The sequence below is a fragment of the Streptomyces roseicoloratus genome, assembly GCF_004117935.1.
In the GTDB taxonomy this organism is placed as follows: domain Bacteria; phylum Actinomycetota; class Actinomycetes; order Streptomycetales; family Streptomycetaceae; genus Streptomyces; species Streptomyces roseicoloratus.
In genome coordinates, this window is sequence record NZ_SDOY01000152.1 from 1 (window position 1) to 11,981 (window position 11,981).

Here is an 11,981-nt window from a genome sequence, read left to right on the forward strand (position 1 = left end):
CCCGCGCGCCCCGGTGTCAGCCCAGCGCCGAGACGCGGTCGCGGTACGTCCGGACGGCGGGGGCGTCGCGGTAGGGCTCCAGACGGCGTTCGAAGTCGCGGACGTACTCCGTCGCGCGCGCCGAGCGCATCTCGGAGGCCTGCTGGGCCGCTTCGGCGCCCAGCGCGCAGGCCTGGTCGAGCTCGCCGAGGGCGAGCCGGGCGGAGGCGAGGACGACCCGGCAGAAGAGCCGGCTGCGGGCGAAGCCGGGCGCGCGCAGCTGGAGGGCGCGCTCGGCGTGCTGGGCGGCGGCCCGGTACTGCTGGAGGTCGCGGTGGCAGTGCCCGAACTCGTCGGCGAGCTGGGCCTCGTCGAAGGACCTGGCCCAGTACGGCACCTCGTCGCCCGGCCTGGCCGCCTCCAGGGCCCGCTCGGCACGGGCCAGCGAGGCGCCGCAGGCCCGGGAGTCGCCGAGCACGCCGTGCCCCCGCGCCTCGACCGCGTGGAGCAGCGCCTGGACGACGGGCGGGGCGGCGGAGCCGACGCCCTGCTGGGCGACCCGGGCGAGCTGGACGGCCTCGCGGCCGTGGCCGAGGTAGACGGCCTGGTGGCTCATGGTGACCAGGACGTACGAGCCGTAGGCCCGGTCCCCGGCCGCCTGGGCGAGCCGCAGCGCCTGGACGAAGTACCGCTGGGCCAGGCCGTGCGCGGCGATGTCGTACGAGGTCCACCCGGCGAGCCGGGTGAGGTCGGCGGCGGCGCCGAAGAGCCGGCGGCCCACGCTCTCGCCGTAGGTGCCGCGCAGCATCGGCTCGGCCTCGTGCTCCAGGTAGCGGACCAGGGCCTGGCGGGCGTGGCCGCCGCCGTAGGCGTGGTCGAGGGTGCGGAAGAGCTCGCCGACGGAGCGGAGGGCGGCGATGTCGCCGCTGGAGACCCGCTGGCCGGGGCCGCGGTCGGTGCCGCGCTGGCGGGGCACCGAGTACCGGCCCTGGGCGGGCACGCGCGGATCGGCGCCCTGTCCTCTCGTACCGCCGCCGAGCGCCGCGCCGGGTCCGGCCCCCGCGCCGGGTCCGGTGCCAGGGCCGGGGCGGGCGCCGCCCGCTCCCCCGCCCGGTTCGCCGCGCGCGACCCGCTCGTCGGCCCGGCCGATCAGCCAGTCGCGGCTGGGCACGACGAGCCCGGCCGGGGTGAAGGCGATCTTCCGCAGCTCGGCGTGGCTCCCGGAGTCCTTGCGCCACAGCCCGCTGACGATGTCGACGGCCTCCTCGGGCGTCGCCGCGAACTCCAGGCCCGCGTACACCGGCGCGCAGGCGTCGAGCCCGAGGTCCTGCGCGGAGAGCCGGCGGCCGAGCCGGCGGGTGAAGACCTCGGCGATCAGGGCCGGGGTGGTGCCGCGCGGCTGCTGCCCGCGCAGCCAGCGGGTCACCGAGGTCTTGTCGTACCTGAGGTCGAGGCCGTGCTCGAGGCCGAGCTGGTCCACCCGTCTGGCGAGACCCGCGTTGGAGAAACCGGCCTCGGCGATGAGCGCGGCGAGCTGGCGGTTCGGGATGCGCTGCGGGGGTCGTTCCGTCATCAGCTGTGCGGTCTCCTGCCTTCCGGGCCCGGGTGGCAGCCCGTACGGACCCTCATGGCCCTCATGGAACGGCGTGAATTTAGCGGCAGTCGCCGCCCTTACCGCCACCTTCGCCCCACATTCATCCGATCGTGTGAGGAACGCGATCAAGGGTTGTCGCAGGCCGGTGACCAGGAGCACGGGAGCGGTTCCCGGCCGGAACCGGCCGGCCACCCGCGCCCGCTCCCGTCCCTCCGGCCGCGCTCGCGTCCGTACACCTGCCCGAGGGACACGCCGCGCGCCGCCGTACAGTGGCATGGGCGCGAATGACGCATGGTGCCGCGCCGGCTCCCGCCCGGGACGATCCCCGGAACCCGGCCCGCGGCACCCAGGAGGAGGCATTGCCGTGAGTGAGCTGCGATTCGTCCGTCTGGGCTTCGGCGACGACGCCGTCGACTACCGGGTGGCCTGGGACAAGCAGCGCGAGGTGCACGCCGCCCGGTTCGCCGACGAGGTCGAGGACACCTGTCTGCTCCTGGAGCACCCGCCCGTGTACACCGCGGGCCGGCGCACCGCCGACAGCGAGCGGCCGCTGGACGGGACCCCGGTCGTGGACGTGGACCGCGGCGGCAAGATCACCTGGCACGGCCCCGGCCAGCTGGTGGGCTACCCGATCATGAAGCTGCCCCGGCCGGTCGACGTGGTCGCCCACGTCCGCCGCCTGGAGGAGGGGCTGATCCGCACCGCCGCCGAGTTCGGCCTGGAGACCACCCGGATCGAGGGCCGCAGCGGCGTGTGGGTGCTCGGCGACCCGGTCGAGCAGCGCCCGGCGCTCGGCGGGCTCTCGCTCGACTTCGACCCGCGGCTGACCGACGAGGAGTTCGACCCGCGCCTGAACGGCCCCGAGTACGCCCCGTCCAACGCCGGCCAGCGCCGCGAGGACCGCAAGCTCGCCGCGATCGGCATCCGGGTCGCCAAGGGCGTCACCATGCACGGCTTCGCCCTCAACGTGAACCCGGACAACACCTGGTTCGACAGGATCATCCCGTGCGGCATCCGCGACGCGGGCGTGGCCTCGCTCGCCAACGAGCTGGGCCGGGACGTCACGATCGAGGAGGTCCTCCCGGTCGTCGAGAGGCACCTGCGGGACGTGATGGCCGAGGCGGTGCTCAAGCCGCGGGAGATCGAGCGGGACGGCGCGGACGACGCCGTGCGCGACACGGCGGGCGACGGCGCGGTCGGCGTCGTGCGGGACGGCGCGGGCGACACGGCGGGCGCCGTGGACGGCGTGCGCGAGACGGAACGGGCCTCGGCCTGAGGAATGCCGGGCCTTGGCCACGGGTTGGCCAGAGCGTCAGGGCATGAGAACCACGGGCGTACCCTGGTGTACGCCGAAGAATCGAAGCTACAGGAGCCGATGTGTCCGCAGTCGCACCCGACGGACGCAAGATGCTGCGCCTGGAGGTCCGGAACAGCCAGACCCCCATCGAGCGCAAGCCCGAGTGGATCAAGACCCGGGCGAAGATGGGGCCCGAGTACAACAAGCTGCAGGGCCTGGTGAAGAGCGAGGGCCTGCACACGGTCTGCCAGGAGGCGGGCTGTCCCAACATCTTCGAGTGCTGGGAGGACCGCGAGGCGACCTTCCTCATCGGCGGCGACCAGTGCACCCGCCGCTGCGACTTCTGCCAGATCGACACCGGCAAGCCGCAGGCCCTCGACCGTGACGAGCCGCGTCGCGTCGGCGAGTCCGTCGTGACGATGGACCTGAACTACGCCACCATCACCGGCGTCGCGCGCGACGACCTGGAGGACGGCGGCGCCTGGCTGTACGCGGAGACCGTGCGCCAGATCCACCAGCAGACCGCGGAGCGCGCCGCCGGCCGCACCAAGGTCGAGCTGCTCGCCCCCGACTTCAACGCGGTGCCGGAGCTCCTGGAGGAGGTGTTCGCCTCCCGCCCCGAGGTCTTCGCGCACAACGTCGAGACGGTGCCGCGGATCTTCAAGCGGATCCGCCCGGGCTTCCGCTACGAGCGCTCCCTCGAGGTCATCACCAAGGCCCGGGACTACGGTCTGGTCACGAAGTCGAACCTGATCCTCGGCATGGGCGAGACCCGCGAGGAGATCAGCGAGGCGCTGCGGCACCTGCACGACGCCGGCTGCGAACTGATCACCATCACCCAGTACCTGCGCCCGTCCGTCCGGCACCACCCCGTGGAGCGCTGGGTGAAGCCGCAGGAGTTCGTGGAGCTGAAGGAGGAGGCCGACGAGATCGGCTTCTCCGGTGTGATGTCGGGCCCGCTGGTGCGTTCGTCGTACCGGGCGGGACGTCTGTACCAGCAGGCGATGGAGCAGCGCAGCCGAGCCGGAGCGTAGGCCGCGGGTCCGCCCGGGGAACGCGGGCGGGCACCCGGCCGCGGCGGTGGCGAGGCGGAGCGCGACCGGGCGACCAGCGACGCTGGGCCGTGGACGACAACGCCACGCGGGCCGTCCGACCTCCGCATCCGGCCGTCGGGGCCGGCCGTTCGCCAGCCGACCGCCGGAGCCCCCTTCGGGCCCTCCGGAGCCCTCCGGATGCCCTTCGGAGCCCTTCGGAGCCCTTCGATGCGGCCGCCCGTACGCCGTACGGGCGGCCGCATCGGCGTTTCACCAGTGTTTGACCCCCGAGTCACGCCCTGGTAACACCGTTCTGTGAGGCTGTACTCACTCACCGCCACCGAGCGTTCACGGAGGCCCTCGCCCATGCAGGCCGCACACATCCGAGCCCATGCCCTCCCGTCCGTCACCGACGCCCTGCGCGCCGTCGAGTCCGTGCTGATGGCCCGCGGGCAGCGCACCGCCCGGCGCAACGCGTGGACGTCCGTCCTCGAGGACCGCCGCCGCGCCAAGGACCGGGTCGAGGCCCAGCACGTGATGGAGGCGGTGGCGGGCCGGGCTTCCCTGGGCACGTAAACTTCAGGTCATGGCGAGGAAGGCAAACACGGGCGGCGCTGACGCCGCGAACCCAGGGCGACTGAAGCAGATCGCCCTCACGTACAAGATGACCCGGAAGGCCGACCCGAAGGTCGGTCTCGTCGTCGCGGGCGTGGGCATCGTCGTACTCGGTGTCCTCCTCGCGATCGGCTTCCTGATCGGTCACCCGGTCTACCTGGGCATTCTCGGCTTCGTGCTGGCGTTCCTGGCGATGGCCATCGTCTTCGGCCGACGCGCCGAGAAGGCGGCCTTCGGGCAGATGGAGGGCCAGCCGGGCGCCGCCGCGGCGGTGCTGCAGAACATCGGGCGCGGCTGGACGGTGACGCCCGCGGTGGCGATGAACCGCAACCAGGACGTCGTGCACCGCGCGGTCGGCCGCCAGGGCATCGTGCTGGTCGCCGAGGGCAACCCGAACCGGGTGAAGACGCTGCTCGCGGCCGAGAAGAAGAAGATGGCCCGGATCGTGGTGGACGTCCCGGTGACGGACATCATCGTCGGCAACGACGAGGACGCCGGCCAGGTGCCGCTGAAGAAGGTCCGCACCCGGATGCTGAAGCTGCCCCGGCTGCTGTCCGGCCCGCAGGTGACGGCCGCCAACGACCGGCTGCGGGCGATGGGCGACCTGATGAGCAACATGCCGCTGCCGAAGGGCCCGATGCCGAAGGGCATGCGGATGCCCAAGGGCGGCGGGAAGACGCGCTGACCGTACACGTACGCGCGACGGCGACAGCCGACCGTACGCGCAGAAGCGACAAGGGGCGCCCCGGACCGAAGTGGTCCGGGGCGCCCCTTGCCGTCGCTCCCGCCCGTCAGGCACAGCGTCGCTCCCGCCCGTCGGGGGCGTCGCCGCTCCCGTCCGTCAGGCGCGGACCTCGACCGTACGGGCGAGCCGGTCGTGCAGGCCCCGGCCGTCGCGGTCCCAGATGAGAGCCGGGACGGCGAGGAAGAGGAGGACCGTGCGCAGCAGGGCCCGGAGCACGTTCGCGCGGCCGGTGCCGAGGGCGACCACGCGCAGGCCGAAGAGCCGCTTGCCGGGGGTGAAGCCCACCGTGCCGACGGTGAGGACGGTCAGGACGAAGAGGATGAGCGGGGCCCAGACCTGGGCCGCTTCGTTGTAACTGTCCGCGATCAGGCCGTATGCGATCAAGAGGCACAGGCCCCAGTCGACGGCGAGGGCGCCGAGGCGGCGGCCGGGGCGGGCGATGGAGCCGGGCCCCTCCTCGGGCAGGCCGAGCTGCTGCCCGCGGTAGCCGAAGTCCACGCCCGCTTCTTCGGCCGCGGCGCGCGGGCCGGAGAGCCATGATCCGAGTGCTTGCCTGTTGTCCACCCGACCACGGTACTGCGCCCGTTTTCGATCACTTCGGCCTGGGTGCGGGATCGGCCCGGGGTCGGGGCCGGGGGCGGTGCCGGTGGCGCCGCGTGACCGTGGGGCGCGGCCGGGCCGGTTAACTTCCACGAAACAAATGGGTCATGCTTGAGAAATCCCGGCTGCCTATGGTCGGGTCCAGCGTGTAGGCCACCGCACCGGCCCTACGACCGAGCTGCAACCCCGCCCCTCCCCGGGCCGGGAGTAGGAGGAGTTGGATGTTCCAGAACGCCGACGAGGCCAAGAAGTTCATCAAGGACAACGACGTCAAGATGGTCGACGTCCGGTTCTGCGACCTTCCGGGCGTGATGCAGCACTTCACGATCCCGGCGACGGCGTTCGACCCGTCCGAGGAGCTGGCCTTCGACGGCTCGTCGATCCGCGGCTTCCAGGCCATCCACGAGTCGGACATGGCCCTGCGCGCCGACCTGTCGACGGCCCGCCTGGACCCGTTCCGCCGCGACAAGACGCTGAACATCAACTTCTTCATCCACGACCCGATCACGGGCGAGCAGTACAGCCGTGACCCGCGCAACATCGCGAAGAAGGCGGAGGCGTACCTGGCCTCCACCGGCATCGCCGACACCGCGTTCTTCGGCCCCGAGGCCGAGTTCTACGTGTTCGACTCGGTCCGCTTCGAGACCTCGGCGAACCAGGGCTTCTACCACATCGACTCCGAGGCCGGCGCCTGGAACACCGGTGCGCTCGAGGACAACCGCGGCTACAAGGTCCGCTACAAGGGCGGCTACTTCCCGGCCCCGCCGGTCGACCACTTCGCCGACCTGCGCGCGGAGATCTCCCTGGAGCTGGAGAACGTCGGCCTGCAGGTCGAGCGCCAGCACCACGAGGTCGGCACCGCCGGCCAGGCCGAGATCAACTACAAGTTCAACACGCTGCTCGCCGCGGCCGACGACCTGATGCTCTTCAAGTACATCGTGAAGAACGTCGCCTGGCGCAACGGCAAGACCGCGACCTTCATGCCGAAGCCGATCTTCGGCGACAACGGCTCGGGCATGCACGTCCACCAGTCGCTGTGGCAGGGCGGCGAGCCGCTCTTCTACGACGAGCAGGGCTACGCCGGCCTGTCGGACATGGCCCGCTACTACATCGGCGGCATCCTGAAGCACGCCCCGTCGCTGCTGGCCTTCACCAACCCGACGGTGAACTCCTACCACCGCCTGGTGCCGGGCTTCGAGGCGCCGGTCAACCTGGTCTACTCGCAGCGCAACCGCTCCGCCGCGATGCGCATCCCGATCACGGGCTCGAACCCGAAGGCCAAGCGCGTCGAGTTCCGCGCGCCGGACCCGTCCTCGAACCCGTACCTCGCCTTCTCGGCCCTCCTCCTCGCGGGCCTCGACGGTATCAAGAACAAGATCGAGCCGGCCGAGCCGATCGACAAGGACCTCTACGAGCTGGCCCCGGAGGAGCACGCCGGCGTCGCCCAGGTCCCGACCTCCCTCCCGGCGGTCCTCGACGCCCTCGAGGCGGACAACGAGTACCTGCAGGCCGGCGGTGTCTTCACCTCCGACCTGATCGAGACCTGGATCGACTACAAGCGCACCAACGAGATCGCCCCGATCCAGCTCCGCCCGCACCCGCACGAGTTCGAGCTCTACTTCGACCTCTAAACCGCGGCTGCACCCAGCGACAGAAGGGCCCCGCCACTCTCCCCGGAGAGCGGCGGGGCCTTCGCCGTACGTCCCGGCGCTGTCGGCCGCGCTGCACCGCCGGGAACGGCGGGTCTTCCAGCCGATGCTCCCGGCGCAGCACGTGGAGGGCGCCGACCCGGTGGACGCGGCTGCCGGTTCTCGCTCTCGCGTCCACCGGTCGCAACGGTGCCCCGCCCTCGCGGCCCCAAGGGGCCTCGCATGACGAAAAAGTGACGATCTGACGAATCGTCGCCCTTACCCTTCAGTAGGCGTATCGCTCTCCGTGACTGATCGATAGCATGTGGTCGTCGCTGCCGCCACACCCGGAGCACAGGGCTCCGTTGGGACTAGTTGGCGCGATGAGGATGTTCGAACGTGACTCAGGCGGCCTACGCCCCTGCAGAGACTCTCCGACTCCAGCCGTACACCGATCACTGCCGCGTCATCGCCGAAGAGGGCGCGCACGTGGTCATCGGCGTCTCACCGGGGAACAGCTATTTCACCGCCCAGCGGCTGCGCGAGCTGACGCGCTGGGGTTTGGACCACTTCGACCAGGTCGACCTCGTCTACACGGATCTGCATGTCGCCGACATGTACGAGGCGTTGGGGTACGGGGCCGACGAGGCGCGGCGCAAGGCCGTCAAGAACCTGCGGGGGGTGCGCGCGAAGGTCGGCGCGGCCGCCGCGGAGGCCGATCCGGCCGGCATACGGGTGCGGGCGCGCGGGATGTCGGAGTTCCGGGACATCCCCGCGTACCGGGAACTCCACCGGGAGGTGCTGGCCGCCGTCGAGCACGATCCGGTGGTGCGCGAGACCTGTGACGCGCTGACAGGGATCTTCCTCGCCGGGAAGCTGGCGCCCGGGCAGGAGACGAACGAGCGGCAGCGGGAGGTGTGCCGGGCGTACATCTGCGCCGAGGTGCCGCTGTTCCTGGACACGCCCGCGATCCTCGGGGTGCCGTCCTCGCTCAACTGCTACCACCAGGCCCTGCCGCTGGCCGATCTGCTCTACGGACGGGGACCCGGGCTGCGGGCCTCCCGCAACCAGGGACACGGCATCCTCACCCCCGCCGAGAACGCCCGCACCGCCGATGCCGAAGGAGATGCGCGATGAGCGTCGCCGTCGAGACCCTGCCCGCGTTCCCCTTCGACTGGAACGGCACCCGGCTGCCCGCCGAGGTCGAGGCGCTGCGCGCCGAACCCGTGCGGAAGGTGCGGACCATCGCCGGCGCGGAGGCCTGGCTGGTCTCCTCGTACGAGCTGTGCCGGCAGGTCCTGGAGGACCCGCGGTTCAGTCTGAAGGACACCTCCGCGCCCGGTGCGCCCCGCCAGTACGCGCTGACCATTCCGCCGCACGTCGTGAACAACATGGGCAACATCACCGGCGCCGGGCTGCGCAAGGCGGTGATGAAGGCGATCAACCCGAAGGCGCCGGGCCTCGAGGAGTGGCTGCGGGCCCGGGCCGGGGAGCTGGTCGACGCGCTGGCCGCGGAGGGTGCGCCCGCGGAACTGCGGACCGCCTTCACCGACCCGTACTCGGCCGGGCTGCACTGCCGGATGCTGGGCATCCCGGAGGAGGACGGGTCCAGGCTGCTGCGCAGCCTGGACGTCGCCTTCATGAACGCGCCGCAGGAGATCGAGGCCGCACGGCTCAACTGGGACCGTGACATCGCCTACATGACCGAGCGCCTCGACGACCCGGCGACGGGCGGGCTGATGGCGGAGCTCGCCGCGCTGCGCGACGATCCCGAGTACGCCCACCTGACGGACGAGATGCTGGCCACGGTCGGCGTGACGCTGTTCGGGGCCGGCGTGATCTCCACGGCCGGCTTCCTCACGATGGCCCTGGTGTCGGTGCTGACCCGGCCGGACGTGCGGGACGCGCTGGCCGGGGGCCGCGGGGTCACCGGGGCGATGGACGAGCTGCTGCGGGTCAACCTGTCGATCGGCGACGGTCTGCCGCGGCTCGCCCTGGAGGACGTACGGCTCGGCGACGTCGACGTACGTGCCGGTGAGCTGCTGCTCGTGCTCGTGGAGGCGGCGAACCACGATCCGGCGCACTTCCCCGAGCCGCTGGCCTTCCGGCCGGAGCGCGAGAACGCCGCCGACCACCTGTCCTTCGGCGGCGGCCGGCACTACTGCCCGGCGACGGCGCTCGGCAAGCGGCATGCCGAGATCGCCCTGGAGACGGTGCTCGAACGGCTGCCCGGGCTGCGGCTCGCGGTGCCGTCCGAACAGCTGGTGTGGCGCACCAACTTCATGAAGCGGCTGCCGGAGCGGCTGCCGGTCGCCTGGTAGTCCGTGCCTGAAGGTCCGGTGGACCGGACGGCGGTGGGAGGCCGCCCGGTCCGTCCCTTCCGGGGCGGTCCGGGCGGCACCCGCCGGGGTCAGCGGCCGTAGCGGATCAGGGCGCGGACCATGTGGCAGGTGGTGTCGGACGGCGGGTGGATGCCGAGCTCGGCGGCGGTCGTCCGTATCCTCGCGTTCGTCGCGCGCGAGGGCAGGTAGACGCCCGCGTCGAGCAGGGCGATGGCCAGGCGCATGGCCTTCAGCCGGCGGTTGTGCGTGACGTACCACTCGCGCGGGCGGCCCGCGGGCAGCGGCTTCTTCTGGAGCGGCTTCCAGGGTTCGAGGGACGGTGTCCGGATCATGGCGACAGCCATGGGCGACCTCCTGGCGAACGGTGGGCGAAGGCCCTCCCCGGGACCCTCGCCTTCACCCTCGATTTTAGTGCCCGGCACTGACAATCGGCCCTGGTCGGACCGGCTTTGACGGCCTTTCCGCGAGGTGTGGCGGAAGTGTCCCTCCGGTGCGGTCCGCGGGTCGGTGGAGAGCCGGTGGCGGCGGCTCGTGACCGTGTCCGTGGCGGTACTTTGGGGGCATGGAGATCTGGATCAACCCCGCCTGTTCCAAGTGTCGCAGCGCCCTGACCCTGCTGGACGCCGAAGGCGCCGACTACACCGTGCGCCGCTATCTGGAGGACGTGCCGTCGCCGGACGAGATCCGGCAGGTGCTGGAGCGGCTCGGCCTCGAGCCGTGGGACATCACGCGGACGCAGGAGGCGGTCGCCAAGGAGCTGGGCGTCAAGGACTGGCCCCGTGACGAGGACGGCCGCGAGCGCTGGATCGAGGCGCTCGCCGCCCACCCGAAGCTGATCCAGCGCCCCATCATCACCGCCGAGGACGGCACGGCCGTGGTCGGCCGCACCGAGGAGGCGGTGCGGGACGCCATGTCCCGCTGACCGGTGCGCGACCGCGAATTCCCGGGCCGCCGGTCCGCCGGTCCGCCCGGATCAGCCGGCCAGGCTGATCGACGGCACCGTGGGTCTGCTCGGGGACTTCGACGCGCGCGAGACCGAGGCCGTACGCCGCTTCCTCGCCGGCGTACGGAACGTCATGGCCGGGCTGTCCGCTCCGCCCCCGCGGGCTCCGTGGCCACGGCGGCCGCGGCCCTCGTGCCCGCCCGGGCCTCGGCCCCCGACTCCGCCCCGGCCCCCGACTCCGCCCCGGCCCGCGACTCCGCCTCGGCCAGGATTTCCGTGAGCCTCGCGCCGAAGCGGACGTCGCAGGCGTGCGCCTTCCCGGTCCGCACGGCCTCCAGCAGCGCGTCCACGGCCGCCCCGAAGGCGTCGAACGCGCCCTCCCAGCCCGGCATGGTCGTCCGGCCGCGCTCCCCGTACAGCGAGAGCGCCGCCTCCGACGCCTCCGGCGGCGCGCTCAGCGTGAGCGTCGCCGTGCTGCTCGCGCCCGAGGCGTGGCGCAGCACCAGATGGCGGGTGTCGTCGGGGCCGGCCACGCAGGTCACGGAGGTGACGTCGCCGAGGATCGGCAGGTACACCGACAGGACGTGCGGGCCGACGTCCCACAGGCCGCCCTTCTCGCGCCGCCACGGCGAGGCCGCGTACGCGCTGTCGGACCCGGGCGCGAACAGCGAGCCCAGCCAGTGCGCCTCGCCGAGGAACCAGCCGCCCGCCGCCGTCTGTTCCTCGATCCAGCGGGCCGTGGGCTCGGCGAAGCGCAGCGTGCAGAAGACGACGGACGCCACCCCGGCCGCCGTCACGGCGTCGGCCAGCGCCCTGGCCGACGCCACCGTCGTCGCCACCGGCTTGTCGAGGATCACATGGCACCCGGCCGCCGCGGCCCGGGCCGCCAGCGGGGCCTGGACGTCCGGCGGGAGCGCGATGGCGACGGCGTCGCTCGCCGCGAACAGGTCGTCCGCGTCCTCGTACGCCCGCGTCCCACAGGCCGCCGCCAGCGCCGCGGCCGCCTCCGGGCGTCTGCCCCACACACCGCTGAACTCCACGTCCGGGTGGGCGGCGAGGGCGGGCGCGTGGGTGCGTTCGGCCCAGGGGCCGGTGCCGAGGAGGCCGATGCGGGTGCGGGGGCGGAGGCCGGGGGTGCGGGGGGTCGTGCCCGGGAAGGTCGTCATGGGGACAAGTCTGCCGGGCGCCGCGGGATCCGCGGACG

12 protein-coding genes are annotated in these 11,981 nt (G+C 72.6%); 8 read left to right on the forward strand and 4 right to left on the reverse strand.

What is annotated here, in order from left to right; translation table 11 throughout:
- Positions 1 to 16: 16 nt before the first annotated feature.
- On the reverse strand, positions 17 to 1,552 hold the full coding sequence (locus ESG85_RS25840; RefSeq protein ID WP_128983255.1) for an NsdA family TPR-like regulatory protein: 1,536 nt from the start codon (positions 1,550 to 1,552) through the stop codon (positions 17 to 19).
- A gap of 385 nt (positions 1,553 to 1,937) precedes the next feature.
- On the opposite strand from ESG85_RS25840, the gene lipB reads away from it, so the two are divergent.
- The 4 genes from lipB to ESG85_RS25865 all read left to right on the forward strand — a co-directional run bounded on the left by lipB (position 1,938) and on the right by ESG85_RS25865 (position 5,204).
- Positions 1,938 to 2,849: a lipoyl(octanoyl) transferase LipB gene (gene lipB, locus ESG85_RS25845; RefSeq protein WP_246095282.1), complete on the forward strand. Its 912-nt coding sequence runs from the start codon at positions 1,938 to 1,940 to the stop codon at positions 2,847 to 2,849.
- 101 nt (positions 2,850 to 2,950) lie between these two features.
- Entirely contained in the window at positions 2,951 to 3,904 is a 954-nt protein-coding gene (gene lipA / locus ESG85_RS25855) for a lipoyl synthase (RefSeq protein WP_128983257.1), read from the forward strand.
- Positions 3,905 to 4,270: 366 nt separating this feature from the next.
- Positions 4,271 to 4,480 (forward strand): SCO2195 family GlnR-regulated protein, encoded by a 210-nt coding sequence (locus ESG85_RS25860; protein ID WP_128983259.1) that lies wholly within the window; start codon positions 4,271 to 4,273, stop codon positions 4,478 to 4,480.
- Positions 4,481 to 4,490: 10 nt separating this feature from the next.
- Positions 4,491 to 5,204 (forward strand): DUF4191 domain-containing protein, encoded by a 714-nt coding sequence (locus ESG85_RS25865; protein ID WP_128983261.1) that lies wholly within the window; start codon positions 4,491 to 4,493, stop codon positions 5,202 to 5,204.
- Positions 5,205 to 5,360: 156 nt separating this feature from the next.
- Here the strand turns inward: ESG85_RS25865 and ESG85_RS25870 are convergent, their stop codons facing one another.
- Positions 5,361 to 5,828 carry an RDD family protein gene (locus tag ESG85_RS25870; protein WP_128983263.1) on the reverse strand — a complete coding sequence of 156 codons (468 nt, stop codon included), beginning with the start codon at positions 5,826 to 5,828 and terminating at the stop codon, positions 5,361 to 5,363.
- Positions 5,829 to 6,085: 257 nt separating this feature from the next.
- Here ESG85_RS25870 and glnA point away from each other — a divergent pair, with 257 nt between their 5' ends.
- From glnA to ESG85_RS25885, 3 genes are all read left to right on the forward strand, one after another.
- On the forward strand, positions 6,086 to 7,495 hold the full coding sequence (gene glnA, locus ESG85_RS25875; protein ID WP_128983265.1) for a type I glutamate--ammonia ligase: 1,410 nt from the start codon (positions 6,086 to 6,088) through the stop codon (positions 7,493 to 7,495).
- A gap of 396 nt (positions 7,496 to 7,891) precedes the next feature.
- On the forward strand, positions 7,892 to 8,629 hold the full coding sequence (locus ESG85_RS25880) for a cyclodityrosine synthase (RefSeq protein ID WP_128983267.1): 738 nt from the start codon (positions 7,892 to 7,894) through the stop codon (positions 8,627 to 8,629).
- Positions 8,626 to 9,813 (forward strand): cytochrome P450, encoded by a 1,188-nt coding sequence (locus ESG85_RS25885; protein WP_128983269.1) that lies wholly within the window; start codon positions 8,626 to 8,628, stop codon positions 9,811 to 9,813. The genes ESG85_RS25880 and ESG85_RS25885 overlap by 4 nt, the downstream gene beginning before the upstream one ends.
- 89 nt (positions 9,814 to 9,902) lie before the next feature.
- Here ESG85_RS25885 and ESG85_RS25890 read toward each other — a convergent pair whose 3' ends face one another.
- The gene (locus tag ESG85_RS25890) at positions 9,903 to 10,178 is read right to left on the reverse strand and encodes a hypothetical protein (RefSeq protein ID WP_128983271.1); all 276 of its coding nucleotides are present in this window, start codon (positions 10,176 to 10,178) and stop codon (positions 9,903 to 9,905) included.
- Between the two features lie 218 nt (positions 10,179 to 10,396).
- Here ESG85_RS25890 and ESG85_RS25895 point away from each other — a divergent pair, with 218 nt between their 5' ends.
- Positions 10,397 to 10,756: an arsenate reductase family protein gene (locus ESG85_RS25895; protein ID WP_128983273.1), complete on the forward strand. Its 360-nt coding sequence runs from the start codon at positions 10,397 to 10,399 to the stop codon at positions 10,754 to 10,756.
- 152 nt (positions 10,757 to 10,908) lie between these two features.
- Here ESG85_RS25895 and ESG85_RS25900 read toward each other — a convergent pair whose 3' ends face one another.
- Complete coding sequence (locus ESG85_RS25900) at positions 10,909 to 11,943, reverse strand: Gfo/Idh/MocA family protein (protein ID WP_128983275.1); 1,035 nt, start codon at positions 11,941 to 11,943, stop codon at positions 10,909 to 10,911.
- Positions 11,944 to 11,981: the final 38 nt, after the last annotated feature.